This window comes from Nonomuraea sp. NPDC003707 (assembly GCF_053587055.1).
Map to the genome: position 1 here is coordinate 168,725 of NZ_JBSFNK010000016.1, position 25,924 is coordinate 194,648.

At 71.1% G+C, this 25,924-nt stretch carries 23 protein-coding genes and 1 pseudogene; 17 read left to right on the forward strand and 7 right to left on the reverse strand.

The window, feature by feature from the left end; all coding sequences use genetic code 11:
• Positions 1-52 precede the first annotated feature (52 nt).
• The 4 genes from ACWDRB_RS35815 to ACWDRB_RS35830 are packed head-to-tail and all read left to right on the forward strand — an operon-like array spanning position 53 to position 4,742.
• Complete coding sequence (locus ACWDRB_RS35815) at positions 53-766, forward strand: helix-turn-helix transcriptional regulator (protein WP_449901278.1); 714 nt, start codon at positions 53-55, stop codon at positions 764-766.
• A gap of 42 nt (positions 767-808) precedes the next feature.
• A complete protein-coding gene (locus ACWDRB_RS35820) occupies positions 809-1,828 on the forward strand; it encodes an aminotransferase class V-fold PLP-dependent enzyme (RefSeq protein WP_449901280.1) in 1,020 nt (339 codons plus the stop codon).
• Between the two features lie 11 nt (positions 1,829-1,839).
• The gene (locus tag ACWDRB_RS35825; RefSeq protein WP_449901283.1) at positions 1,840-3,192 is read left to right on the forward strand and encodes a S10 family serine carboxypeptidase-like protein; all 1,353 of its coding nucleotides are present in this window, start codon (positions 1,840-1,842) and stop codon (positions 3,190-3,192) included.
• Positions 3,189-4,742 carry a hypothetical protein gene (locus ACWDRB_RS35830; protein ID WP_449901285.1) on the forward strand — a complete coding sequence of 518 codons (1,554 nt, stop codon included), beginning with the start codon at positions 3,189-3,191 and terminating at the stop codon, positions 4,740-4,742. The genes ACWDRB_RS35825 and ACWDRB_RS35830 overlap by 4 nt, the downstream gene beginning before the upstream one ends.
• Here ACWDRB_RS35830 and ACWDRB_RS35835 read toward each other — a convergent pair.
• Both ACWDRB_RS35835 and ACWDRB_RS35840 read right to left on the reverse strand, forming a co-directional pair.
• On the reverse strand, positions 4,721-5,470 hold the full coding sequence (locus tag ACWDRB_RS35835) for a tyrosine-protein phosphatase (protein WP_449901287.1): 750 nt from the start codon (positions 5,468-5,470) through the stop codon (positions 4,721-4,723). The two genes, ACWDRB_RS35830 and ACWDRB_RS35835, sit on opposite strands and share 22 nt — an antisense overlap.
• Positions 5,471-5,479: 9 nt before the next feature.
• Positions 5,480-6,340 carry a polysaccharide deacetylase family protein gene (locus tag ACWDRB_RS35840; RefSeq protein WP_449901290.1) on the reverse strand — a complete coding sequence of 287 codons (861 nt, stop codon included), beginning with the start codon at positions 6,338-6,340 and terminating at the stop codon, positions 5,480-5,482.
• Between the two features lie 90 nt (positions 6,341-6,430).
• On the opposite strand from ACWDRB_RS35840, the gene ACWDRB_RS35845 reads away from it, so the two are divergent.
• From ACWDRB_RS35845 to ACWDRB_RS35870, 6 genes are all read left to right on the forward strand, one after another.
• Positions 6,431-7,504, forward strand: coding sequence for an AraC family transcriptional regulator ligand-binding domain-containing protein (locus ACWDRB_RS35845; protein ID WP_449901292.1), 1,074 nt, complete (start codon positions 6,431-6,433; stop codon positions 7,502-7,504).
• A gap of 148 nt (positions 7,505-7,652) precedes the next feature.
• Positions 7,653-8,702, forward strand: a complete 1,050-nt coding sequence (locus ACWDRB_RS35850; RefSeq protein WP_449901294.1) for a hypothetical protein — start codon at positions 7,653-7,655, stop codon at positions 8,700-8,702.
• A 2-nt stretch (positions 8,703-8,704) separates the two neighbouring features.
• Positions 8,705-9,433: a hypothetical protein gene (locus ACWDRB_RS35855; RefSeq protein ID WP_449901296.1), complete on the forward strand. Its 729-nt coding sequence runs from the start codon at positions 8,705-8,707 to the stop codon at positions 9,431-9,433.
• A 115-nt stretch (positions 9,434-9,548) separates the two neighbouring features.
• Positions 9,549-10,334: a helix-turn-helix domain-containing protein gene (locus ACWDRB_RS35860; protein WP_449901298.1), complete on the forward strand. Its 786-nt coding sequence runs from the start codon at positions 9,549-9,551 to the stop codon at positions 10,332-10,334.
• A gap of 60 nt (positions 10,335-10,394) precedes the next feature.
• Positions 10,395-10,919, forward strand: coding sequence for an RNA polymerase sigma factor (locus ACWDRB_RS35865; protein WP_350731760.1), 525 nt, complete (start codon positions 10,395-10,397; stop codon positions 10,917-10,919).
• A gap of 22 nt (positions 10,920-10,941) precedes the next feature.
• Entirely contained in the window at positions 10,942-12,099 is a 1,158-nt protein-coding gene (locus ACWDRB_RS35870; protein WP_449901300.1) for a CU044_5270 family protein, read from the forward strand.
• Between the two features lie 45 nt (positions 12,100-12,144).
• Here the strand turns inward: ACWDRB_RS35870 and ACWDRB_RS35875 are convergent, their stop codons facing one another.
• Entirely contained in the window at positions 12,145-13,545 is a 1,401-nt protein-coding gene (locus tag ACWDRB_RS35875) for a hypothetical protein (RefSeq protein ID WP_449901303.1), read from the reverse strand.
• Between the two features lie 251 nt (positions 13,546-13,796).
• On the opposite strand from ACWDRB_RS35875, the gene ACWDRB_RS35880 reads away from it, so the two are divergent.
• From ACWDRB_RS35880 to ACWDRB_RS35890, 3 genes and pseudogenes are all read left to right on the forward strand, one after another.
• Entirely contained in the window at positions 13,797-15,266 is a 1,470-nt protein-coding gene (locus ACWDRB_RS35880) for an amidohydrolase family protein (RefSeq protein ID WP_449901305.1), read from the forward strand.
• A gap of 291 nt (positions 15,267-15,557) precedes the next feature.
• Positions 15,558-15,737, forward strand: a pseudogene (locus ACWDRB_RS35885) (three-helix bundle dimerization domain-containing protein); the annotation flags it as partial.
• Between the two features lie 183 nt (positions 15,738-15,920).
• Positions 15,921-16,958 (forward strand): hypothetical protein, encoded by a 1,038-nt coding sequence (locus ACWDRB_RS35890; protein ID WP_449901447.1) that lies wholly within the window; start codon positions 15,921-15,923, stop codon positions 16,956-16,958.
• Positions 16,959-16,962: 4 nt separating this feature from the next.
• Here ACWDRB_RS35890 and ACWDRB_RS35895 read toward each other — a convergent pair whose 3' ends face one another.
• On the reverse strand, positions 16,963-17,586 hold the full coding sequence (locus ACWDRB_RS35895; protein WP_364246233.1) for a TetR/AcrR family transcriptional regulator: 624 nt from the start codon (positions 17,584-17,586) through the stop codon (positions 16,963-16,965).
• A gap of 81 nt (positions 17,587-17,667) precedes the next feature.
• Between ACWDRB_RS35895 and ACWDRB_RS35900 the strand changes: the two genes are divergently transcribed.
• Positions 17,668-19,188 carry a sulfatase family protein gene (locus ACWDRB_RS35900; protein ID WP_449901308.1) on the forward strand — a complete coding sequence of 507 codons (1,521 nt, stop codon included), beginning with the start codon at positions 17,668-17,670 and terminating at the stop codon, positions 19,186-19,188.
• Positions 19,189-19,264: 76 nt separating this feature from the next.
• On the opposite strand, the gene ACWDRB_RS35905 is transcribed toward ACWDRB_RS35900, so the two are convergent.
• The gene (locus ACWDRB_RS35905) at positions 19,265-19,828 is read right to left on the reverse strand and encodes a TetR/AcrR family transcriptional regulator (RefSeq protein WP_350731771.1); all 564 of its coding nucleotides are present in this window, start codon (positions 19,826-19,828) and stop codon (positions 19,265-19,267) included.
• Between the two features lie 81 nt (positions 19,829-19,909).
• Between ACWDRB_RS35905 and ACWDRB_RS35910 the strand changes: the two genes are divergently transcribed.
• Positions 19,910-20,374: a cupin domain-containing protein gene (locus ACWDRB_RS35910; RefSeq protein ID WP_449901311.1), complete on the forward strand. Its 465-nt coding sequence runs from the start codon at positions 19,910-19,912 to the stop codon at positions 20,372-20,374.
• Positions 20,375-20,389: 15 nt separating this feature from the next.
• Here ACWDRB_RS35910 and ACWDRB_RS35915 read toward each other — a convergent pair whose 3' ends face one another.
• Positions 20,390-22,627, reverse strand: a complete 2,238-nt coding sequence (locus ACWDRB_RS35915; RefSeq protein ID WP_449901314.1) for an Orn/Lys/Arg family decarboxylase — start codon at positions 22,625-22,627, stop codon at positions 20,390-20,392.
• Between the two features lie 139 nt (positions 22,628-22,766).
• Between ACWDRB_RS35915 and ACWDRB_RS35920 the strand changes: the two genes are divergently transcribed.
• Entirely contained in the window at positions 22,767-23,330 is a 564-nt protein-coding gene (locus ACWDRB_RS35920) for an MFS transporter (RefSeq protein ID WP_449901316.1), read from the forward strand.
• Between the two features lie 87 nt (positions 23,331-23,417).
• Positions 23,418-24,437, forward strand: a complete 1,020-nt coding sequence (locus ACWDRB_RS35925) for an MBL fold metallo-hydrolase (RefSeq protein ID WP_449901318.1) — start codon at positions 23,418-23,420, stop codon at positions 24,435-24,437.
• 265 nt (positions 24,438-24,702) lie between these two features.
• On the opposite strand, the gene ACWDRB_RS35930 is transcribed toward ACWDRB_RS35925, so the two are convergent.
• The gene (locus ACWDRB_RS35930) at positions 24,703-25,902 is read right to left on the reverse strand and encodes an RNA-guided endonuclease InsQ/TnpB family protein (protein ID WP_449901320.1); all 1,200 of its coding nucleotides are present in this window, start codon (positions 25,900-25,902) and stop codon (positions 24,703-24,705) included.
• Between the last annotated feature and the right edge of the window lie 22 nt (positions 25,903-25,924).

The following is a 25,924-nucleotide window of genomic DNA, read 5'->3' on the forward strand; positions in this document are numbered from 1 at the left end:
GCTCCTTCGACATGCTGTTGATCTTCTGACAGCCACGAGACAGGTGCCGGTCATGACATCCACATCCGAGGACGACGAGCTGACGTTCACCACGGGAGAGCGGGCGCACGCCGCGCTGGTGGTCGAGATCCTGGGGCCGGTCGTCCCGATGCTCGCCCGGGCCATGGGCCCCAAGACCGAGGTCGTCCTGCACAACCTGACCACGATGCCCAACACGATCGCCGCCATCGGCGGCACGCTGACCGGCAGGGACATCGGCGGTCCGGCCACCGACCTGGGGCTGCGCACGTTCAAGGCGGGCTGGACCGAGCACCTGATCGGCTACCGGTCCGAGACGGCCGACGGGCTGGTGATGCGCTCGTCGAGCGTCTTCTTCCACGCCCCCTCCGGCCGGTCGGTGGCGTGCCTGTGCCTCAACACCGACATCGGCGACCTGCAGCGGGCCGAGGAGATCCTGCGGGCGCTGACCTCGACCGACCCGGGTGCGGGCCCGCTGCTGAGCGGGCCGCCCGGAGGGCCGGCCGAGACGTTCCCGCAGACGCTGGAGAGCCTGGGCGACGGCATCCTGGCCGACGCCGTCGGCGGCGTGGGGGTGCCGGTCGAGCTGATGAAGAAGTCCCACAAGCTCGCGGTGGTCGAGGACCTCAACAAGCGCGGCTTCTTCACCCTGCGCGGCGCCGTGGACCTGGCAGCGCAGCGGCTCCAGGTCAGCCGCTTCACGATCTACAACTACCTCAACGAACTCCAGGCCGAACCTCTTGACTAGATATTGAATTCCTCTACTGTGTGTTGAACATTGGAGGTGGGCATGGAGTCGGGAGGGTATTTCGACACGGCGTCCATCGGGCTGGTGCCCGAGGCCGTCCGTGCGGCGGTCGGCGCCTGCTACGACGCGATGGGGCGCGGCACCCGGGGCTCGCGCGAGTGGCGGCCGGTCGTCGAACGAGCTCACCGGCGCTACGCGGCCGAGCTGGGCGTAGCCGAGGACGAGGTCGCCTTCATGGCCAGCACCGGCGAGGCGGTCAACGCGATCGCGCACGCGGTGCCGTGGCGGCCGGGTGACGAGGTGCTGGTGCTGCGCGACGAGTTCCCGACCGTGGTCTACCCATGGCGAGGGCTCGGCGACGCCGTACGCGTGATGGAGGTGGACGCGCTGCCCGGCGACGACCGGCTCAGCGCGCTGCTGGCCGCCATCGGCCCGCGCACCCGGGTGGTGGCCGTCTCCCACGTCAGCTCCTTCACCGGCACGCTGGTGGACCTGGACGTGCTGGGCGCGGCGTGCGCGCGGGCGGGCGCGACGCTGGTGGTGGACGGCGCGCAGGCCGCGGGGGCGATCCCCGTCGGGCTCGACCACGTGGACTTCTACGTGGCCACCGGCTACAAGTGGCTGCTGGCCGGGTTCGGCGTGGCGGTGGTCGCCGCCCGGCGCGCCGCGCTGGACTCGCTGCGGCCCACGCTGCTCGGGCACGGCAATCCCCCGCCGACGCCGCGCCTGACGTACGGGCATCTGAACCTGCCCGGTGTCTACGCGCTGGAGGCCGCCGCGGCCTTCCGCGAGACGGTCGGGCACGAGGAGATCCACGCCCGCGTGACCCGGCTGGCGCGCCGCCTCCACGAGGAGGCGGCGGCGCTGGGCCTCGTCCCCGTCGCCCACCCCGAGCGCATGGGCGGGATCGTCAGCGTCGCCGGGCACGCCGACGCCGTCGACCGGCTCGCCGCGCGGGGGCTGGCGGTGGCCCACCGCGGCGGCCACCTGCGCATGTCCCCGCACTTCTACGCCTCGGACGCCGACGTCGACCGGCTGCTCGCCGAGCTGAAAACCCTCTGACGGGAGAGCACATGCCGAAGAGCTACACAACCCGCTGGGAGTCGTCGGTGCTCGCCGGAGCCGACGGCGTCCCCGACGCGCTCATCTCCGGTACGAGCTACGTCGTCCCCGGCTCGGGGCGTCGGCCCGTGGTGTTCCTGTTCAACGGCGGTCCCGGCGCTTCGTCGTCGCCGCTGCACATGTCGGCGTTCGGCCCCCAGCGCTTCGAGACGGTCCCGGCGGAGACCGGGCGGCGGCGGATCATCGTGCCCAATCCCCTGTCGATCATCGACGTCGCCGACCTGGTCTTCGTCGATCCCGTCGGCACCGGGTTCAGCCGGGTGCTGCGGGAGGGCGGCGCGGCGCCGTACATGACCGTGCACGGCGACGTGGCGGCGATGCGGCACTTCATCCGCGGCTGGCTGGCCCGCCACGACCGCCGGGACTGCCCCGTCTACCTCGTCGGCGAGAGCTACGGCGGCCACCGGCTGGCCACGCTCTGCGCGGAGGTCGGCGACATCGACGTGGCGGGGCTCGTCTTCGTCTCGCCGCTGCTGGACGCGACGGCGTCCACCCCCGCGCCCGGCAACGACCTGCCGCACGTGCTCGAACTGCCCACCATGGCGGTCGCCGCCTGGGCGCACGGCCGCGCGTCGGCCGGCGCGCCGGACGCCGCGACGGTGTTCGACCGGGCCCAGGAGTTCGCGCAGTCGCGTTTCCTGACGGCGCTGCACCTCGGCTCGGCGCTCCCCCAGGACGAACGCGCCGCCGTCGCCGAGCGGGTCGCCGAGCTCATCGGGCTGCCCGTCGGGCAGGTGCTGGCCGCGGACCTGCGCGTCGGCAGCGAGGACTTCCTGCGTACGCTGCTCGCCGACCGGGACGAGCTGGTCGGCCGGCTCGACACGAGGGTGACCGGCCCGATGCCGCCCCCGCCCGAGGACGACCGGCCGCTCGCGGCCGACGACCCGGCGTTCGGCATCGGCAGGTCCAACGTCATCCTCTCCGAGGAGCTGGCCGACTATCTCAGGCGCGAGGCCGGGGCGACCGACGAGGGCACCTACGTCTCGCTCTCCCTGGAGCTCAACTTCGCCTTCGACTGGCGCGGCGAGCACCCCAAGGCCGACTTCTACCGCAACCCCACCAAGCACGTCGCGCAGCTCCTGCGCGAGCGCCCCGGCATCCGCGTGCTCGTGACAGGCGGCTATTTCGACCTGGCCACGCCCCTGGCCGCGAGCACGCACGCGATCCGGCACGCCGGGGTGCCGGCGTCGAACGTCCACGTGCTGCCACTCGTGGCGGGGCACTCCCTCGGCGACGGCGAGTCGCTGGAAACCGCCGTCTCCGCCGTACGCGCGCTCCTCGCCCCTCAAGGACAGGCCCGATGACCCTCCCCACGCTCTCCCTCACCCTGTCGCCGCACCCCGAAGGCATCGACGTCGAATACGTCCTGCAGTCGCCGTCCGTCCCGGCGGGCCAGGCGGTCTGCCGCCTGCCGGGTGTCGTCGTCGGCATCCCCGGCGTCACCCTGCGCACCGCCGACCTGCGCGTCACCGACGACCTCGGCGAGCTGCCGATCGACGAGGAGGCCGAGCCGCCCACGTCGAGCTGGGCGTATCGCCGGTGGTGCGCCACGCGTGACAGCGTCGGCGACGTCAAGGTGGCCTACTTCGCACCGGTACGCGCCGTGGACGCCACCACCAGGAACGGCCCGCTGTTCGACCTGCGCGCCGAGGCGGGTGGGGTGCACGGGGCGGGCATCTCGTTCCTGGCGCTGCCCGATACCACCCACGACTACGCCATCACCCTGCGCTGGGCCGGCCAGGGCGTCTCCAGTTTCGGCGAGGGCGACGTCGAGCTGACGGGCACCGCCGAGAAGCTGGCGTTCAGCTACTACTTCGCCGGACCAATAACGAAATATCCGGACTCGGGGCCGTTCGCGATGTACTGGCTGAGCGAGCCCGCCTTCGACACCGTCGCCGTGGCCACCCAGATCGAGCGTATCTACCGGGCGATGTGCGACTTCTTCCGCGAACCCGAGCCCGGGCACCGGGTCTTCGTCCGCAAGCACCCCTACCGGGGCAACGGCGGCACCGCGCTGCACCGCTCGTTCATGTTCGGCTGGAGCGAGGCCGAGTCACCGGCCGCAGAAGACCTCACCTCGCTGCTCGCGCACGAGACCGCGCACAACTGGCCGCACCTCGACGGCGAGCACGGCGACGTCAGCTGGTACACCGAGGGCACCGCCGAGTACTACTCGATCGTGCTGCCCCACCGCGCCGGGCTCATCGATGACGACGCGTTCCTTCGCCTGATCAACGACCGCGCCCGGAGCTACTACACCAATCCCCTCCAGACGCTGAGCAACCGGGCGGCCGCCGAGCTGTTCTGGAAGGACCAGCGGGCGCAGCGGGTCCCGTACGGGCGCGGCCTGTTCTACTTCCTCGGCCTCGACGCCAAGCTCCGCGCGGCCGGCCGGCGCCCCCTCGACGAGCTCGTGCTCACCGTGCTCGACCGGAAGCGGGCCGGGGAGAAGGTCGGCGTGCCCGAGTGGATCGACCTGGTGGTCGCCGAGCTGGGCGAGCAGGCCAGGCGGGACTTCGCGGCGCTGGAGGCGGGCGAGTGGATGGTCCCCGCCTCCGACGCCCTCGGGCCCCGCTTCCGGCGCGTGGACCTCCGCGACCGCGTCGCGGAGGCCGGGTTCGACATCGGCAGCATGGAGACCGGCGTCGTCGCGGGGCTGGTGGCCGGATCGGCCGCCGACCGGGCGGGCTTGCGCGACGGCGACCGCATCCTGGCCGGCCCCAGCGGCTCCGACCTGGCCAAGGGCTCGCCCGCCGAGGTCACGTTCACGCTCGAGCGCGGCTCGCGACGGTTGGAGGTGTCGTACGAGCCGCGCGGCGCCGAGGTCGCCTCCTACCGCTGGGTGCCGGCGTAGCCGTCGTGGAGGTACCGGCCGCGGAGCTCTGAGATCAGCTCCTCGTCCACGCCGAGACGGTCGGTGACATAACGCCGAACGGAGCCGTGAGCCGCCGCCAGGTCGGCCAGGAAGAGCCGCATGATCTCGGCGGGGGCTCTGCCGTACCCGGGCCACTTCAGCTCGCGGCCCGGGTGGGCCGCCCGCCAGTCGGCGATCAGCCGGTCGGTGGCCAGCTCGGTCAGCGCGAAATCCCGCACGATGTCGTCTTCCGGCACCTCCAGCAGGGCCAGCACCAGCGCGGCCACCAGCCCGGTCCTGTCCTTGCCTGAGGCGCAGTGGAACACCAGCGGCTCGTCCGCCGAGGCGATGACCTCCAGGGCCTGCCGCAGCTCCGCGACCCCGTCGAGGGCAACCTCGGCGTAGCGGTCGGCCAGGAAGCGCCACGGGTCGGCGTCCGGGTCGATCTCCGCCTGGTCGTAGGGCCGGTGCTCGATGCTGAGGTTGTGATAGGCGACCCCGTCGTGGTGCGGCACCCGCCCCTTGGCCTCGATCTCCCAGGGGTAGCGCAGGTCGATCACCGTACGGACGCCCAAGCCCAGGAAGCGGTCCCAGTCCTCGCCGTCCAGCTTGGCCAGCGAATCGGATCTGAACAGCCGCCCCCACCGCACCACGCTCCCGTCGGCGGCCCGGTAGCCGCCGAGATCCCGGAAGTTGTGCAGCCGCTCGAACGCGATATGTCTTCTCACGCGGTCACTCTACGACCGCCCCAGGCCCGCGTAGTGCTCGGCGATCTCGTCGCTGGTCGTCAGCCATACGCCGTCGTGGCCGGCGACGTACTCCAGCGCCTGGTCCAGGTACTTCGCCCGGAACGCCTGGCCGATGACGAACGGGTGCAGCGCCAGCGCCATGACCCGCCCGCTCTCGGCGGACTCCGCGTAGAGCTGGTCGAACTGGTCCTTGACCAGCTGCACGAAGTCGCCGCCGCTCCTGCCGTGCATCGTGAAGATGCCCAGGTCGTTGAGTTCGAGCGAGTACGGCACGCTCAGCATCCCCGGGACGTTCAGCCGGTACGGCTGATCGTCGTTCGTCCAGTCGAGCACATAACTCAGGCCGAGCTCGGCGAGCAGGGACGGCGTCCGGAACGTCTCGGTGAGCGCGGGGCCCAGCCAGCCGCGCGGCCGCCGCCCGGTGGCCTTCTCGATGGTCTCGACCACCTCGGTCAGGTAGGCGCGCTCGTCGCCGACGTCGACCTGGAGCGTGGAGTTGTTCTTGCCGTGGGCAAGCCACGCCCAGTCGCGGGCGTTGCCCGCCTCGACGATCTGGGGGTACCGCTCGCACACGTCGGCGTTGAGCAGCACGCTCGCCCGGATCCCGTGCCGGTCGAGGACCTCCATCACGCGCCAGATCGCCACCCGCGGCCCGTAGTCGCGCCAGCCGTAGTTCAGCGGGTCCGGCACGAGTGCCGCGGTCGCCTCGTTGATGCTGGTGGAGGGGCGGTCGACGGTGAAGTGCTCCACGTTCAGGCCGACGTAGAAGGCGACGCGGGCACCGCCCGGCCAGCGGATCGGCTCGCGCCCGACGATCGGGCTGTAGTCGAACAGCGTGTTCTCCATCATGTTCCTCCCGCAAGGGCCCCCTGAAGGGGCTGTCTGCCCATGAAGGTAGAAATTGCGGGAGTCCGTCAGGAGGGCCGAAGGCGTCATCGGGTGGGCCGAAGGCGCCACTTCCGCTGGGAGTTCATGGTGAGCAGCACGACGGGGGACGACACCGCGAAGGGCACCGTCTCGCCCCATCTGACCCGCCTGCTGGTCAGGGCGGGCATCGCGGCGGGGCTGGACCGGTCGAGCCTCGCCGGCGTGCCCGGCCTCTCCGTCCTGGACGAGGACGGGATCCGCATCCCCACCGCCACCATCCTGCGGGTCTGGGAGCTGACCTCCGGCCCGGCGTGGCAGACGGGCGGCAGCAACCGGGTCATGGAGCTGTGGCGGCCGGGCGGCCTGGGCGTGTGGGACTACCTGTTCGCCGTCTCCGGCACCCTCGGCGACGCGTTCCAGGTGGCCTCCCGCCGCCTCACGGCCATCGCCGACCCCGCCGACCGGCTCGTCGTCACCCGCGACGACGACGGCGGGGTGGCGGTCAGCTGGCAGGGGCCCTACCGCGACCACCCGGACTACCCGATGATCGCGGAGTTCGCGACGTACATGATGCTCGTCATGGCGAGCTCGGGCGCCGGACGGCGGATCACGCCCGTACGCGTCCACCTGCCGCACCGCTCGCCCGCCGCGCCCAGGCAGCTGATGGAGCTCTTCGGCACCAGGCGCGTCGAGTTCGAGACCGGCGAACCGTCGATCACGTTCGCCCGGGCCGACATGGAGGCCCCGCTGCCGCGTGCCGACCCCGCGCTCGCCGCGATCCTGGACGACCACGCGCGGCTGTCCGTCGTGACCGCCCGGCCGGTGCTGGGCTGGCTCGACCGCTTCCACTCCGTGCTCGAGTCCGCGGTCGCCGGCGGCCCGCCGGGCCTCGACCAGGTGGCCGCGCGACTGGCCATGAGCCCCCGGACCCTTCAGCGCCGCCTGCGCGACGAGGGCACCAGCTGGCGGGAGGAGCTGGAGAGGCTGCGCCGGCGGCGGGTGGACCGCCTGCTGCGGGAGACCACGCTCAGCGTGGAGTCCATCGCCGCGCGGGTCGGCTTCACCGACTCGCGGGCGCTGCGGCGGGCCATCCACCGCTGGTACGGCCACGGCCCCGCCGTCATCCGGGCCGGCGGCCCCACGTAGCCCAACTCCGCGCGGACGGCCGGAGATGACCGGCGTCCCTGATCAACGGCTCGGGCCAATGGACAACGTCACCGTCTGGCTGGTCATCGACGGGCCCCGTAGTCAGGGATCGCTGGCAGACGTCCAGCAGCGCGAGAGGAGAGCAAACGTGAGATCACCTTCGAGGCTGCGCCGTGCGGCGGTCGTCCTGGCCGTGAGCGGCGCGGTCGTCACGAGCGGGATGACCGCCGGCGCGGCCCGCGCCGACATCGACCCGTTCGGAGGGTTCGACCCCGGCTCCGGATTCCTGCCGTCGGACGACTCGGGCGGCTTCAACATTCCCGGCCTCCCCGGCATCCCGAGCATTCCCGGCATCGGGGACATCGGATCCGGGCCCGCCGGTAGCTCCGGCGACGGCAGCCCTTCCTTGTCCTTGGAGGAGCCCGAGAGCGGCGGGGACACGCCCACCGGTACGGGCGACCAGCCGGGTCCGGCCACTCCGAAGACGTTCCCGAAGACCAGCGGGGGTTCCAAGCTTCCCGCCTGGCTCGAACGGGTTCTGGAGCGTGGCGCGAACGCCGCCATCGACCGGTACATCGTCGGCCGCCCGGGAAGCGGCCAGCCGCAGCGTCCCTCCCAGGGCTCCCCGGCACCGGCGCAGCGCGGCACGCCGGGCCAACCGGCCCAGCAGGCTCCCCAGGCCCGGCAGGACTCCTACGGCCGGCAAGGCTCGTACGACCAGGAGGGCTCGTACGGACGGCAGGGCTCCTACGGCCAGGACGGTTCGTACGGACGGCAGGGCTCGTACGGGCGGCAGGTCATGCGGTTGCGGCCGAGCCTGCAGCGGCAGACCTGCCGCGTCCCCGCCTACGTCCGCCTGTACGGGACGACGGCCCGCACGGGCAAGTTCACCCCGAGGTTCTACATCGGCGGCGACAACCTCGGCAAAACACTCGTCATCGGCGGCAACACCTATCTGGCACCCTTCGGCGACAAGCTCGCGAAGAGCAGCACGGCCGAGTACGCCTTCCTGTCCGAGTCGGGCGACGAGCTCCTCAACCGGCAGCCCACGGTCGCCAAGAACACCGTCCTGGAGGACCGCACCAGGTACGCCGCCTCCTTCCTGACCAGGGGCGTCCGGTACATCGTGATCGTCCGGTACGTGAACACGTGCGGCGAGCCGGTCGTCGACATCCTCGGCAAGGTCAAGGTGGGCTGACGATGAGACTCATAAGCCCGCGCCGCCTGCTGCCCGTCCTCGCCGCGCTCGCGGTGATCACCGGAAGCGGAGCCGTGGCGACCGGCCCGGCCCGCGCCGACGTCATCGACCTGTGGTCGGACCCGGAGGAGCCCAGCTGGTACGAGGACCTCTATGACGATGACACGGATGACGAGCCCGTGATCGAGGAGGAGGAAGAGAACCAGCGGCCCTCCCCCGGACCGACCCCCCTGAGGCCGCCCGACCCCGCGACGGCCGACAAGGAGTTCCACCTGGCCGTGGACACCGCGCTGTACCTGCTGGAGCGCCGCCCCCGCTGCAACAGCTTCGTCACCGGTCTGGACAGCCCCGGCGGCGAGAGCGCCCTGTCGATCCTGCGGGCGATCTGGAAGGCGCCCAGGCTGTTCGACCTGTACTCCAAGCACGGCACGCCCGCGCCGGACGGGCGCCTGCCGTACGCGGAGTCGACGACGGGCCGCGGCTCGGCCGGAACGATCTATCTCTACCAGGAGTGGCACCAGTCGAAGCCGCAGCCGGTGCAGTACAACAACGACGACGGCGGCACGCCGCTCGACCCCGACGAGTGGCGCACGCTGGTCCTGCTCCACGAGCTCGCGCACCTCACCGGCGCCATGGCGAGCCACCGGACCGAGGCGGGGAACACGAAGAACACCTACACGATGAACGAAGGCATCGTCCTGACCTGCCTGCGGGGCAAGGGCAGAGGGTAGGAAGCCGGACGCCTGGCGGGGAGCGGACGCGCCCCCGCCAGGCGCTTCGCCGCACGTGCAGTCCGCCGGCCGTGTGCCCACGAATAGGGGGCGACACTTCACGGCAGGGGGCACGATGACACACGACGGCACCACGACACGTGGGCGGCGGGAGCGGCCGGTGCCGCCCGGCCCGCTCCAGGACTTCGCCCAAGGATTGCGCGACCTCCGGGGGGCGGCGGGCAATCCGAGTTACCGGGCGATGGAGCGCAAAGCGGGTTACTCGGCCTCCGCGCTGTCCGCGGCGGCGGCGGGCGACCGGCTGCCGAGCCTGGCGGTCACGCAGGCGTACGTCGGCGCGTGCGGCGGCGATCAGGACGAATGGACCCGTACCTGGTACGCGATCAGAGCGAGGCTGGACACCACGACGTCGCCGCCGCCGGCCCGTCCGCGCCGCCGCTCGGCGCTGCTCTGGCTGGCCCTGGTGGCGCTCGGGCTGATCGCCCTGGTCACGGCCGGCACGCTCCCCAAGGACCTCATGGCGGCGACCGGGCCCGACCTCGCCTTCACGGCGGTCGCCGCCCCCAGCTGCCCGCGCGACGACACCCGCGGCACACCGGGCACGGGCTGCGGGAACACCTTCCAATGGCGGTTCACCACCGGACTGCGCGGCCGGCACCAATGCTTCGTGGACGTCTCCGTGGGCAGCCCTCCCCTCCCCACCCGGCAGGTCCGGTACACGGTCAAGGACGGCTTCGGCGACGACGCTCGCACCGTCGCCGAATTCACCCTCGACCAGCACACCCGCCAGGGCACCTGGGTCCCCGTCGACACCTCGGACGGCCTGGTCACGGTGGAGATCGCGGACCCGGCAGGCGCGCAGTCGACGGCGGCCGGCCCGGTCCGCCTCTCGTGCCGGTGAGCCTGACGAATAATTCGGTGCGTCGCGGTAATCCAGGGGCGTCCGGAGGGACTACTGGGTGTGGATGATCCCGAGGAACGATTCACAGACCTCTACGACCGGCACTACCGGAGCGTCCTGGGCTACGCCCTGCTGCGGGCCGAGCGCGACCTGGCCGAGGACGTCTCCAGCGAGACGTTCCTGGTGGCGTGGCGGCGGCTCGACGACCTGCCGGAGCCGCCGCTGCCGTGGCTGCTCGGGGTGGCGCGCAACCTGCTGGCCAAGCAGCGCGACTCGCGCCACCGGCGGCAGGCCCTGGTCGACCGGATCGTGGCCCTGACCACCCCGCGCGACCAGGTGGCCTGGGACGTGGCCGAGCACGTCATCGACCGGGAGACCGCGCTGGCCGCGCTGTCGGCCCTGCCGGAGCACGACGTGGAGGCCATGATCTTCGCCACCTGGTACGGCCTGCCGCCCGAGCAGGCGGCCTCCGTCGTGGGCTGCTCGGTCCGTACGTACAACGTCCGGCTCCACCGTGCGCGCAAGCGCCTCACCCTGGCCCTCCGCCTGGGCGGCGCGAGCCCGGCCCGCAGCCTCGACTCCTGACCACACCCTTGGAGGACCCCTCATGACCGACCGAATCTTCGCCGAGCTCAAGCCCGACGGGCTGGACGAGCTGGCCGAGGACGGCTACCGGCGGCGCCGCTCGGCCGACCTGGCCCGTGCCTTCGCCACGCCGCGCGTCAAGCGGCGCTCGCGGTGGCCGCTCCTGCTGGTGGCGAGTACGGCGGCGGCCGGGCTCGCGGCCGCCACCGTGGTCGTCGCCTCCGGCGGGACCCCGACCCCCAAGGCGCCAAGCCCGGCAGTCGCGGCCAAGCCGCTGACCGCCCGCTCCTTCCTGCTCGCGGCGGCCTCGACGGCGATGCGAGAGCCGGCCGAGTCCGGCCGCTACTGGTACTTGCGGGAGCGCACGTTCGCGAAGGTGCACAACGTGCCGGGCGACTACGAGGCCAAGCTCAATGCCCTGCTCAAGGCGCAGAAGGACAAGGAGGCGGGGCTCAAGGGCGCCCCGGAGCGGCTGGCCGCGGCGAAGAAGGAGTTCGACCGCCAGGTCGTGGAGCTGAAGACCAACGGGGTCGCCGAACTGCCGTACACGGCCTTCACTGCCGACACCCGTGAGACCTGGCGGCCGATGAAGGCGGGCGAGACCGGCCGCAGCGTGAGCAACCAGGACGTCGAGGTCACCTTCGGCTCCCCGCAGGACGAGGCCGACTGGCGGGCGGCCGGCTCCCCCGAGCTGGCCGAGAAGAAGCCCAAGACCTACGACGACGCCACCGAGCGGATCCTGTCGATCGACAACCCGAGCCTGAACCTGCGCAACCTCGCGGACCTGCCCACCGGCGAGGACGCGTTGCGCCGCCGCCTGGACGACCTCTGGAAGCGCAGCCCGAACAGCGCGGACATCGGCAAGGCCGGCTACCTCTGGCAGACCGCCGTGGACCTGATGACCGCGCCGCTCCAGCCGGGCACCCGCTCGGCCCTGTTCCGCGTGCTGGCCGACCAGCCGTCCGTGACGCTCGAGGGCAAGACCTCGGACGCGCTGGGGCGTACCGGGGTCGCCCTCTCGACGCCGACGGCGCGCGAGCTCACGGTGCGGCTGGTCGTGGACGAGCAGTCGGCGGAGCTGCTGCAGTACGAGCTGGCCGAGAAGGGCAAGCTCCTGCTGCGGGTGGCGCTGGAGGACATGGGCTGGTCCGACGAGCTCGGCAGGCGTCCGGCCGGCTGAGGCCCTGGGAGGCCCTGGCCGGACGCCTGCCGCTGCCCCGGGGGCTCAGCGGCGCCAGATCACCGCGGAGGGGGTGCCGGCGTCGACGGTGACATCACCGTTCCAGGTGAGGAAGGACGGCTGCGGCAGGTAGTCCTGCCCCAGGAAGAAGCCGCGCTTGATGCCGGTGACGTGCACGACGGCGCCGTTGTCGGTGCCGACCACGACGCGGTTGGCGGTGATCTCCTGGATGTCGTCGGCCGTCGTGCCGGGCGGCAGCTCCACCGTGGTCGCGGCCGGGTCGTCCCGCTGGATGGACCAGGTCGGCTCCACGTGGTTCGACAGGTAGACGGTGGCGCCGCTCTTGAGGCGTACGCCGAGCGAGACGCCGACCCAGGACGAGCCGGTGTTGGGCCGGTCGGTCGTCTTCTTGAGCACCGCGTACAGGTAGTTGCGCTGGTCGCTGACCTCCGGCGTGGCAGGCGTCGTGCCGGAGGCGGCCTCGATCTTGCCCTCCCGGATCATCTCCTTGGACATGATCTGGTAGGTCCAGGAGTTGGTGTCCATCATGTACTCGCGGGCCTCGGCGGCCGGCCGGGTCTGCAGCGCCGACAGGAAGAACCGCATCGGGTCGGTGACCTTGTCGCACATGTTGTTGTTGTTCGTGCAGGTCTCCAGCTGGGCGTGGTCGCCCTCGTACGTGCCGGCGAACTGCAGCGTCTGGTGGTTGGCGGCCTGGTAGGTGTCGCTGCCCGCGACCCGGTTGCCGCGCTCGTCGACCTCCATCGCGTAGACCCACTCGATGTCGGTGGTCCGGCCCCAGCGCGCCATCAGCGCCGGCGTGTTGGTCCCGCCGTCCTCGTTGCTCCACACGACGGAGTACGTGAGCTTCGTCCGGCCCGGCGCCGACCCGGGGCCGACCTCGTGCCAGGCGATGAGCGGCGTGTCGGTCGTCGCGTTCTGGTAGGGGGTGCCGAGCTCGGAGAGGTTGCGGCCGTAGACGATCGGGGCGTAGCGCAGCGCCAGGTACTCGGCGCTGCCCGGCGCGTACGTCGTCACCTTCACCCGGTCGAGCAGGACGGACGTGCTCCCCCCGGCGGACCGGTCACCGGCGAAGCGCAGCCGCAGCACGTGCGGCCCCTGCCGCACCGAGCCCAGCGCGAGCTGCCGGGGCAGCCGCTGGTCTCCGGAGACGACGAGGTCGGTGGCGTAGCGGTTGTCGACGTAGACCGACACGACGGCCGACTCGCCGCCCTTCACGGCCCAGTCCGTGCCGGGCGCGGCGGCGTTCAGGTCGACGACCGCCTCGCCGGCCCGCTTCACGAGGAACGGGACCCGTACGTCGGAGTGGTCGCGGCGAACCTGGATCGGGCGATCGTGATCGGCCTGCGCCACGGCGGGAGCGGCGAGCACGGCCGCCGTGGCGAAGGCCGCGGCCGCGGCGGTGAGCAATGGGACGACTCGCATCAGAGTTTCCTCCGTGGGGGATTGCACCGCGAACCCGCGGTCAAAGAGATTGTCAGACCTGTCGGCCAACGCCGAGAGAGCAATCGCTGAAAATCAGGACAACGCCCCAGATCTCCGGCATATCCGACCCAGAGGCGGACGTCTACGAACGCGAAGGCGGCTCCGGGCAGGGCTGACCGGACGAAAATCCAGCACGAAACTCGTGCTCCCGCACAATCCGGCCCACCACCCCGGCCGGGTACGGTGCGCCCATGGACACCCATGACCTCGTGCTGAGCGGCGCCCGGGTCCTCGACCCGGAGACCGGTCTCGACACCGTCGCCCACGTAGGCGTGACCGGCGGCGCGATCTCGGCCGTCTCGACGCGGCCGCTGTCCGGCCGCGAGCACCTCGACGTCTCCGGGCTGGCGATCGCGCCCGGCTGGATCGACCTGCACAGTCACTCCCACACCGTCGCCGGGCACCGGCTGCAGGCGCTCGACGGCGTCACCACCGTGCTCGACCTGGAGGCGGGGATCAGCCCCGTGGCGGAGGCGTACGACACGGCCGCGGCGGAAGGGCGCCCGCTCAACTACGGCTTCTCCGCCTCCTGGGGCATGGCCAGGATGGCCGCGGTCGGCGGGATGCCGCACGGCGGAGGGCTGGCCGCCGCGCTCGGCGCCATCGGCAGCCCGGCCTGGCAGGCGGAGGCGAGCCGGGAGCAGCTCCAGGCGCTGCTCGGGCTGATCGAGGCCGACCTCGCCGACGGGGCCCTCGGGATCGGCCTGCTGATCGGGTACGCGCCCAGGGTGGACCCCCAGGAGTACATCGCGGTCGCCGGGCTCGCCGCCAAGGCGGGCACGCCCACCTACACCCACGCCCGCGACCTGGTCGAGCAGACTCCTGACCTGCCGATCGACGGCGCCGAGGAGATCGTCATGGCGGCCGTCGAAACGGGCGCCCACATGCACTACTGCCACGTCAACAGCACGTCGCTGCGCCAGCTCGACCGGGTGCTGGCGCTGGTGGAGCGGGTGCGGGCCGAGGGCGCGCGGGTGACCACCGAGGCGTACCCCTACGGCGCGGGGATGACCGGCATCGGCGCCGCCTTCCTCGCCCCCGAGGCGCTGCCCGCCTCCGGCATCGGGCCTGAGTCCATCGTCTACGTCCCCACGGGCGAGCGGGTCGTCGACGCCGACATGCTCCGCCGGCTGCGTGCCGCCGACCCGGGCGGGCTCGCGGTCATCCACTTCTTCGACGAGGACGACCCCGCCGACCTGGCCTTCGTCGACCGGGCGCTGCTCAGCCCCGGCACCGTCGTGGGCTCCGACGCCATGCCGCTGACCTGGGTGGACGGGCCGCCCGAGCCGCTCGCCTGGCCGCTGCCGCCGTCCGCCGTCACGCATCCCCGTACGGCGGGGACCTTCTCGCGCGTGCTGCGCCGCCACGCCAGGGAGACGGGCCGCCTCACGCTGCTGGAGGCGGTGGCCCGTTGCAGCCTGCTGCCCGCCCGGGTGCTGGAGGACGCCGTGCCCGCCATGCGGCGCAAGGGCAGGATCCAGCCGGGCTGCGACGCCGACCTGGTCGTCTTCGACCCGGAGACGGTCGGCGACCGGGCCACCTACGCCCGCAGCACCACGCCCTCGGCCGGTTACGCGCACGTGCTGGTCGGCGGCCGGTTCGTGGTGCGGTCGGGAGAGCTCCTCCTCGACGCGCTGCCCGGCCGTCCCATCAGGCGCTGAGCCCTCAGCCGGCCTCCCCCGGCAGCAGGCGGAGTTCGAGCGCGGTCGCCGGGGATCCCCTGCGCGACATCGAGGCGCCGCGCCGGGTGCGCTTCGTCATGCAGGACGGCAAGGTGCGCATGAATTCCGATTAAACAAAGAATGTTCCAACGGTGAACAGACGATTCCCGACATCGTTTTAATAACCGATTGACTCGGGTTATCCTCTCGACCGAAACCCCTATAAGGTTGGCCCCGGCGCGCGGGCGGACGCGGCAGTCCGCGGCGATATATGAGGTCGAGGGGACACTGGTGGGCGACAATACTCTCCGTGAAGAACAGGCGATAAGCCGGGCCACCGACCACCTGGTTCAGGTTTACGCGGGCACTCACTCAACGGAGCACGTCAGAGCCGTTATGGAGGCCGCCCGTAAGCGTTTCGACGGCTTTCCCATCAGGGATTTCGTCCCCATTCTGGTGGAACGCATCGCGCACGGAGAGTTGGCGGCTGAGGCGCGGGCCGACGAGGTCGTGGACATTGAAGTTCCGGAGACGGCCGACGATGTCCCCGATTCACCGGAAATTCACTCGCCGGAAAACGATCGGCCATCCCCGCAGCCGTCCTCCCTCATTCGCAGTAAGGGATTTCTTTCACTCGTCGCGGCGGCGGTCGTCGTGGCCGCCGCCGTCGTCGTGGTGGTGAACGTCAGCCAGGACGACCCCCCGCCACCTCCCCCGCTCACGATCGTGCGCGGTGTGATCGGCTCCGAGAAGAAGGCGTTCTTCGAGGATCCGCGCGTGCAGCAGGCCCTCGCCGGCCAGGGCCTGAAGGTCGAGGTCGAGTCGGCGGGCTCGCGCCAGATCGCCACCTCGATCAACCTCGATCGGTACGACTTCGCGTTCCCGTCGAGCGCGCCCGCGGGCGAGTCGATCCAGCGCACGCGTCACGTCAGCACGAAATACACGCCGTTCTCCTCGCCGATGGCGATCGCGACGTTCCAGCCGATCATGGACGTGCTGACCAAGGCGGGCGTGGTGAAGAAGGGGCCCGTCCCGACCTTCAGCGTCGACCGCTACCTCGGGCTCGTCACGTCGGGCACGAAGTGGGCCCAGCTCTCGCGCAACTCCGCCTATCCCGTCGACAAGAACGTCCTGGTCTCCACGACGGACCCGCGCACGTCGAATTCCGCGGCCATGTACCTGGCGACGGCCAGCTATGTCGCGAACGGCAACGCGGTCGTGCACGGCGCCACCGCCGAGAAGAGCGTGCTGCCCCTGATGACCCGGCTCTTCACCAGCCAGGGCTACACCGACAACACCTCCGAGGGCCCGTTCAACGAATACCTGACGGTGGGCATGGGCCCGACCCCGATGGTCTGGATCTACGAGGCGCAGTACGTGGACGCCGCCGCGCGGGGCCGGCTCAAGCCCGGGATGGTGCTGATGTACCCGTCGCCGACCGTGCTGTCCCAGCACACGCTGGTGCCGCTCACCCCGACGGGCGACCGGATCGGACGCCTGCTGAGCACCGATCCGGAGCTGCAGGGGCTCGCCGCCGAGCACGGGCTCCGCTCGGGCGACGCCACCCGGTTCGCCAAGGTCGCCGCCGATCACAACGTGCCCGTCCCGAAGGACCTCATCGACGTGGTCGACATCCCTTCGTACGACACGCTTGAGCACCTGCTCGACGGCGTCGCCAAGTCGTACGGCTAGAGCCTCAGCGCTCGCGCGGGGCGTCGTTCAGGATGTCGAACGCCTGGCGGGCCAGGCCCCGCGCCGACTCCAGCGTGCGCTCCTCCTCGGGCAGCGCGTGGAAGGCCAGGACGGTGGCGCGCAGCGCGGCCACGCAGGCGCGGGCGAGCACGGAGGCGCGCAGTGACAGCGCCCGCTCGTCCTGCCCGCCGCCCGAGTCGCCCAGCCGGTCATGCAGGGCGGCCGTCAGGCCGTCCTCCAGCTCCAGCAGCACCGGCTGCGCGGTCCTGGCCGGGTGGGAGAACACCTGGCCGGGCAGGCCGCTGAACAGCAGGGCCACCCCGGTGCCGCGCACGGCGGCGAGGTGGAACAGCGCGTTGCGGACGGCGAGGTAGGGCCCCTCCTCCGCGGGCCTGCCCCGCACCAGCCGCGCGAACTCGGGGAACAGCTCGAGGATCTCCCCCAGGATCAGGTCTTCCTTGGACGGGAAGTAGCGGAAGAAGGTCCGCTCGGTCACCCCGACGGCATCGGCGATGTCGCGCACCGTGGTCTCGGCGTATCCCCGCTCCTCGAACATGCGCGTCGCGGCCTCCTGCAAGGCCTGCCTCGTCGCCCTCTTGTGCAGCTCGCGCCGTCCGGCAGTGACCATGACCGCATTGTGCCACGCCTCCGGAAACCTAACCCTCAAGAAAGTGTCAGGACTGACAGATTCTCATCTAAAGTGTCAGTCATGACACTTTTACGGAAGAGCGCCCTCCTCCTCTCAGGAGCGCTGACCCTGTTCGCCACGGGGGTGACCGCGACCAGCACGCGGGCCGCGACCGACGACCGCCCCAACGTCGTCATGATCCTGGCCGACGACCTGGACGACCGGACCACGCCGTACTGGGACGCCATGCCCAAGACCAAGGCGCTGTTACAGCAGACCGGCCTGACGTTCACGAACTCCTTCGTCACCACGCCGATCTGCTGCGCCGCCCGCGCCTCGATCCTGACCGGCAAGTACGGCCACAACAGCCACGTCCTGACGAACTTCGGGGAGTTCGGCGGGTTCGCGGCGTTCGAGGCCAACGGCAACGAGGACAGGACGTTCGTCAAATACCTGCACGACGCCGGCTACCGCACCGGCATGGCCGGCAAGTACCTCAACGGCCTCGAGGACTCCCCCGAGCACATCCCGCCCGGCTGGGACGACTGGAACGCCGGCGTCACCCAGACGCTCTACACCGGCTACAACTACACCCTCAACGAGAACGGCACGATGATGCAGTACGGCGACCAGCCGTCGGACTACCAGGTGGATGTCGTCGCGGCCAAGTCCAACGCCTTCATCAAGGAGTCCTCGGCCGGCGGCAAGCCCTTCTTCTGGTACGCCGCCTCCACCGCGCCGCACCTGCCCATGCCGCCCCCGCCCAGGTACGCGGACAAGCGCTTCGGCCCCACGCCTCACCTGGCCAACTTCCAGGAGAAGGACGTCAGCGACAAGCCCACCTGGCTGAAGCAGAGCAAGACAGTCCGCTCGGCGCTCGTCGCCGCCACCAACGACCGCGACTACCGCAACCGCATGGGCACCCTGCTCGCGCTGGACGACATGGTGGCCGGCATCGTCAAGACGTTGAAGGAGACCGGTGAGTACGACAACACGTACCTGATCTTCGCCAGCGACAACGGCTACAACCTGGGCGCCCACCGGCTGGTCCAGAAGATGGCGCCGTACGAGGAGTCCACCCGGGTGCCGCTGGTCGTCTCCGGCCCCCACGTCAAGCGCGGCGCCACCACCGCGATGGCCACCTCCATCGACTACGGGCCCACCATCCTCGACCTGGCCGGGGTGCCGATCCCCGGCGACGTGGACGGGGCCTCGCTCGTCCCGCTGTTCGGCGGCCGCACCCCCGGCGGCTGGCGCACCGACTTCTTCGGCCAGTACGCCGGCGACGGCGTCACCGACCGGGACGGGATCTTCCAGGAGTACACGCCGGGCGACACCAAGGAGGTCTACCTGATCGACGTACCGTCCTGGAGTTCGCTCCGCACCGAGCGCTACGTCTACACCCGGTGGTACGACTTGGAACGTTCCGCGGCCAAGCGTGAATACGAGCTCTACGACCTGACCACGGACCCGTACGAGCTGCACAACCTGCTGGCCACGGCGAAAGGCCGCGAGCGGCATACCGGCCTCGTGGCCCGCCTGAACAAGCGCATGGCCGAACTGAGCTCCTGCCAGGGCGCCACCTGCCGCACCTCCGGCTGACCTCACGCCTCCGCTTCACCTTCCCCCGGGAGGTGGAGCGGAGCTGTTTCACCGTACGCAGCCGGGGGCACACCGCTCACGACCGGAGGCCGTTGAGCGCGATCTCGGTGAACCGCCGCCGGTCACCGGCGGAGTGCCGGATGACGGCCGCCAGCCCGCACACGATCATGTTGACGTCCGCGGCCGTCACGTCCGCCCGGACCGTGCCGCCGGCTCGCGCCGCATCGATCAGCTCCCCGACGACGGCGTGGAGCTTCGCGCGCGGCTCTCCTTGCGGCTCGGTCGAGCCCATGGCCTGCTCGATCACCTCCGACATGCCGCGATCGCCCGCCAGCACCTCGCCGACATGCCCCAGGAACCGGGCCAGCGCCTGGGACGGGTCACCCTCGGCCAGGCATCGCTCCCGCGCGAAGGCGACCATCTCGGCGGAGCGGTGCGCGGCGACGGCCTCGATCAGGGCCTCACGGGTCGGGAACTTGCGGTAGAGGGTGCCGACGCCGACCCCGGCCACGCGGGCGACCTCCGACATCTGCACGTCATAGCCGTGCTCCGCGAACAGCGCGCGGGCCGCCTCCAGGACGCGGTCACGGTTGCGCTCGGCGTCGGTACGCGGCTTGCGGCGGGTCGGCGGAGTTGACATGCCTGGCGATCCTCTGTCTAGACTCAATTACGGAATCAGGATTCCGCATTCCATTATGCCACGTCCGAAAGGGCCGCCATCATGTCGAAGGATCGTTTCATCCTGCTCAACCCCGGCGAGGTGCGGCCGAGCCGGGTCCCCATGCCGCCCGTGTTCGGCCTCAAGGCCAGGACGGAGGACACCGAGGGCAGGCTCTCCCTCCTGGAGGTGACCCTGGCCCGCGACATCCCCCGGCACGTCCATCACGTGGCCGACGAATGCGTCTACGTGCTGGACGGCGTGCTGGAGGTCGAGTTCGACGACCGGGTCGAGCACGTGGCGGCGGGCGGGTTCGTGCTGTTGCCGCACGGCGTCCCGCACGCCCTGCGCAGGGGATCCACCCCGCCTCCGCGGGTGCTCCAGATCTCCACGCCGGGCGGATGGGAGTGCTACCTCGAGGACGCCGCCGAGGCCGGACCGGACGCCACCACCACTGACGGACGGTTCGACGCCAAGAAGCTCAACCTCATCGCCGCCAAGCACCAGATCACCTACGAAGAGCGGTAACCCGAGCCGGGCGGCTCAGGCCTTGACGACCTCCACCCGGTAGCGGCCGTCGCCGTCGCGGTGGGCGCCGTGGATCTCGGTGGCCAGGTCGGGGAAGGCCCGGTCGAAGTCCTCCAGAGCCCGCAGATAGGCCATCAGCGGACCGTCGGCCGGGCCGGTCGCCTCGCCGGGCATCAGCATGGGGATGCCGGGCGGGGTGACCACCACCGTGGCCGCGGCGACCCGGCCCGGCAGGTCGGCCAGCCGGACGCGTTCGGTGCGGGCCCGGATCATGGCCTGGTAGCAGTCGGCGGGGGTGGACACCGGCTCGGGCAGGGTGGTGAAGACCTGGTCGAGCAGCTTCCCGAGCTCGGAGTCACGCAGCTTCTCGTGGACCAGCGTGCAGAACTTCTGCAGCGAGACCGCGGGCGGCCCGAAGCCGGGCAGCACCTCCGCCAGGGGCAGGTCGTCGTCGTAGGCGTTCTTGAAGTCGGTGAGCGCGTCGATCAGCGTGCCCCATTTGCCCTTGGTGATCCCCATGGAGAACAGCACCAGCAGCGTGTGGTCGCCGGTCTTCTCCACCACGATGCCGCGCCGCTGCAGGTAGGCGGCCACGATGCGGGCCGGGATGCCCCAGTCGAGCGTGCCGGTGACGGCGTCGGCCCCCGGGCAGGTGATCGTCACCTTGACCGGGTCGAGCAGGCCGTAGCCCTCGGACATCCCGTCGAACCCGTGCCACGCCGCCCCCGCCTCCAGGGTCCAGCACCGGGGCTCGGCGCACAGCAGCGCCGGGTCGGCCTCGGCGAACGAGACGCTCTGCCCGGTGCGCGGGTCGGTGACCGTACGGGGCTGCCAGACGCCGAAGAACCAGTCGGGCCGCCGGCCGTCCTCGCGGATGCGCGCGGCCAGCCGCACCATCGCCTGCCGGAACCGGATCGCCTCGACGATCGCCTCCCCGGTGAGGAACGGCCCCGACGGGCCGTCCATCATCGCCGCCGCGACGTCCAGCGAGGCGATCATCGGGTAGAGCGGCGAGGTGGAGGCGTGCATGAGGTACGTCTCGTTGAACGCGTCGTAGTCGACCGGCGCCCGCTCCGCTGGGCGGACGTGCAGCATCGCCGCCTGCGACAGCGCGGCCAGCAGCTTGTGCGTCGACTGGGTGGCGAACACGGTGGGGCGGCCGGGACCGGGCAGCGTGCGCTCGTCGATCGCCATGCCGTACCGGCCGGCGTAGAGCGGGTTGAACCGGGCGTAGGCGAACCACGCCTCGTCGAAGTGCAGCCGTGGCACGCCGGCGCCCAGCAGCTCGCCGACCCGCACCGCGTCGTAGCACACCCCGTCGTACGTGGAGTTGGTGATCACCGCGTACGACGGCGCTCCGGCGGCCAGGGGGTGAGCGGCCACCAGCGCACGGACGGCGTCCGCCTCCAGCGCGGCGGGCGGGATCGGGCCCGCCAGCCCGAGCCCGTTGCGCTCGGGCACGAGGTAGACCGGGCGGGCCCCGCTGATGGCCAGCGCGTGCTGGACCGACTTGTGGCAGTTGCGGTCGACCAGGACGGTGTCGTCGCGGGCGATCGCGTGGTGACCGACGATGCGGTTGGCGGTGGAGTTTCCGTTGACCACGAAGAACGTGCGGTCGGCGCCGAAGATGCGGGCGGCGTTGCGCTCGGCCTCGCCGATCGGGCCGGTGTGGTCGAGCGGCGACCCCAGCTCGGTGACGGAGATGGACAGATCGGTGCGCAGCAGCCGCTCCCCGTAGAAGTCGAAGAACGCCCGCCCCACCGGCGACTTGAGGAACGCCACGCCGCCGGCGTGCGCCGGGGTGTGCCAGGAGTAGCGATGGTGATCCTCGAGGCGCCGCAGCGCGCCGAAGAACGGCGGCAGGATGTTCTCGGCGTACTGTTCTGCCGCGTAGGCGATGCGCCCGGCGATGAAGCGCGGGGTGTCCTCCAGCGGGAAGACGTAGCCCTGGATGACCTCGTACACCCACAGCGGAAGCTCCTGCTCCTGCGTCATCAGGAAGACGGGCAGGCCGCGGAACCGCCTGGAGACCGCGCCCAGGAGCTCCTCGGCGCCCGGCGCCTCCCACGCCACCAGCACCGCCGACAGCGACGCGTCGGACCCGACCACCGCCAGGGCGTCCTCGGCCCGGTGGGTCCAGCGCACCTGGAGCCCGAGCTCGTCCATCGCCGCGCACACGCGGCGGAGCTGCTCGGCGAGTGCCGAGTCGGCGTCGGGACGTTCGGTGACGGCGGCCAGAACCGTTCGCTCCATGCGGCACTCCGTGGTCAGGGGAAGGGGCGGGAAGGTCCTGCGGGGCCCCACGCAATAGTAACCCTTCGGAGTTGTACAGCAACTTCACGTAGTGGTTGCGGCAGGTGACCGTCAAGTACGTGAGAGTAAAGTGCAGCCTGTGACTGGACGATGGCAGATGATGGTCGCCCTGAGCTTGTGCGTGGCACTTTTCTCCGCGAACTGGACAGCGCTGTACGTGGCTCAGCAGTCGATCTCCAGAGACCTCCACCTCACCTCGGCCGCCGGCGTATGGCTGATCTACCTTTATCCCGCCGCCCTGTTAGGGGTGTTGATCCCCGTGAAGGGCCGGCTCGGCGTGCTCCTCCTGGGGCTCGGCGCGTTCTGCCTGGCCTCGGCGGTGGCCGCGCTCGCCCCGAACGGCGCCATGCTGATCGGCGGCCGGGCCGGGCAGGGGCTGGCGGCCGCGATCGTGCTGCGGGCGGGCTTCGAGCTCGCCCGGGAGCACTTCCGCGGCACCGAGTGGGGGCCGGCGCTGGTGATCCCGGTGGCGCTCGCCGTCCCGGCCCTGATCGCGGGGCCCGTGATCGGCGGCGTCATCACTGATTTCCTGTCCTTCCGGTGGGTCTTCCTGATCAATGTGCCGCTGACCGTCGTGGCCTTGGTGCTGGTCGCGCTCTTCACGCCCCGCAGGGCCCTGCCCGCGCACCCTCGACCTCGATGAGCGGCTTGCGCAGCCCTGCGCGCTCCTGACCGGCTTCGATATCGACTTTCCTATCGCAGCGCGAGCGTTGCCAATATTGGACACCGCATGATCGACTCTGGTCTGCTGGGGCGCATGTCGTTCGAGCAGACCAGTCTGTCCCGCCGTACCCTGCTGATCGCCTCGGCCGTCCTGCCGCTGGCAGGAGGCGCGGCCGAGGCGTCGGCCGCCGTGTCGGCCCGGCGCGCGAAGGACTACTACGACCGCGCGGCCGGGCTGGCCGGCGACGACCCGGTCCTGCGGCAACTCGTCAAGGCGCTCTCCCCCGGCGCCGTGATCCCTGAGGTGAAGGCCCCCAAGCCGCTGCGGATCTTCGACAACGTGGCCGTGGTGAGCACCGGCCTGGTCTCGGCCACGGCGCTCCTCACGTCCGGGGGCGTCATCCTCATCGACGCGCTGGGGTCGCCGGACGACGCCAAGAAGATCATCGTTCCGGAACTGACGTCGCTGGGGGTGGACCCCTCGACGATCAAGTACGTGGTGGCCGCCCACGGCCACAGCGACCACTTCGGCGGCGCCCAGTACCTCGCCGACCGGTACGGGGCCCGCGTCATGATGGCCCCGGCCGACTGGAAGCTCGTCGCCGCCGACCGTCCGGCCAACGCTCCGAAACGGGACCTGGACATCGCCGACGGTCAGCGGCTGACCCTCGGCGACACCACGGTCACCTTTCACCACACGCCCGGGCACACGCCGGGCACCGTCTCGCCGATCTTCCCGGTGCGGTGGAAGGGACAGCGGCACACCGCGATGTTGTGGGGTGGCACCAACCCGCCCACCGCCACCAAGGACAAGCGGACCTACCTCGCCTCCGTGCTCGCCTTCGCCGCCCGGATGCGGCAGGCGGGCGTGGACGTCGAGCTGAACAACCACGGGCTCTGCGACAACGGCCTGGCGCGCATGGAGGAGCTGCGCGGCGGGTCGTCCGGGGCCGCGAACCCGTTCGTCATCGGCGCTCCCCGGGCGCAGCGCTTCATGAAGGTCATGGAGACCATGCTGCGCGGCCGGATCGCCTCCGACCGGGAGGCGAGCACCGCCAGCCGCGCGCTCGGGCGGGACAGGTCGTAGCCGTCGCGCCGCCGGAACGCGGTCAGGAACGTCTCGGCCACCACGTCGGCGGCGGCGTCCTCGCCCAGCCTGCGCGTAACGTAGCGGGTGGCGTCCGCGGCGTGCCGGCGGAAGACCTCGGCGAACACCTCGGGGTCGCGCCGGGACCGTTCGATGCACGAGGCGTCATCCACCTCTGCCCGGCTCGTCTCGCTCGGCCTCACGGCTCTGAATTGACGCGCTCTCCGGCCTGAAGGGCCGGAGATTCTGGCCTGTGCCACGCCGTTCATGCGGCGGCACTTCCTCGGCTTCCTGCTTCGCCGACCCGTGCCGCCGCGAGCGGTGGTCTTACCGGCCCTCCACAGGCGTTTTGCCTCTCCGCCCGTCCGGCGGCGAGAATGTTGATCGCAGCGTTCACGTCCCGATCATGGACGGCGCCACACGGGCAGGACCATTTCCGCACGTTCAACGGCATCGTCTCGGCCAGTGCCCCGCAGTCCGAACACAGCTTGGACGACGGGAAGAACCGGCCGACCTTTGCGAACTGCCTGCCATCCAGCTTCGCCTTGTACTCCAGCATGCTCACGAACGCCGACCAGCCCGCGTCATGGACGCTCTTGGCCAGCCTCGTGCGCGCCAGCCCCTTCACGGCCAGGTCCTCCACGTAGATCGCTTGGTTCTCGCGGATCAACTGGGTGGAGGTCTGGTGATGGAAGTCACGGCGCGCGTCGGCAACCTTCGTGTGCTGGCGAGCGACCTTGCTGCGGGCCTTGGCCCGGTTGGCTGATCCTTTCTGCTTACGCGACAGCGCTTTCTGAAGCTTCTTGAGTTTCTTCTCCGCCCGGCGGAGGAAACGCGGAGAGTCGATCTTCCGGCCGTCCGCCAGGACGGCGAAATGGCCGAGTCCGAGGTCGATCCCCGTCTCGGCAGGCACGGCGGGCAGCGGCTGCTGACGCACCTCGACCACGAAACTGGCGAAATACCGGCCTGCCGCGTCCTTGACGATGGTGACCGAGGATGGTTGCGCGGGCAGCTTGCGCGACCACCGCACCGGCACATCCCCGATCTTCGGCAGGCGCAGCTTGCCAGCGACGGTGACGGCGAAGCGGGCGTTCTTGGTGAACCGGATCGCCTGCCGGTTGTCCTTGCGGGAGCGGAACCGGGGCGGCGCGAGCTTCGGCCCCTTGCGCTTCCCTTTGACCGAGGCGAAGAAGTTGCGGAACGCGGTGGTGCAGTCGGACAGGGCCTGTTGCAGCACGACCGCCGATACCTCGCCCAGCCAGGCCCGCTCGGGGCGTCGCTTCGCCTGGGTGATCACCGTGCGGGACAGTTGCGCATCGGTGACGAACGGCAGCCCCTGCTCGTGGGCGTGGTTGCGCAGCGCGAGCGCGTCGTTGAACACCACGCGGGCGCACCCGAACGCCTTTGCCAACGCGATGCGCTGCCCCGGCGTCGGATCCACACGGAAGGAATACCGCAGCTGCACGAGAGCCATCGTAGGAGTTGGT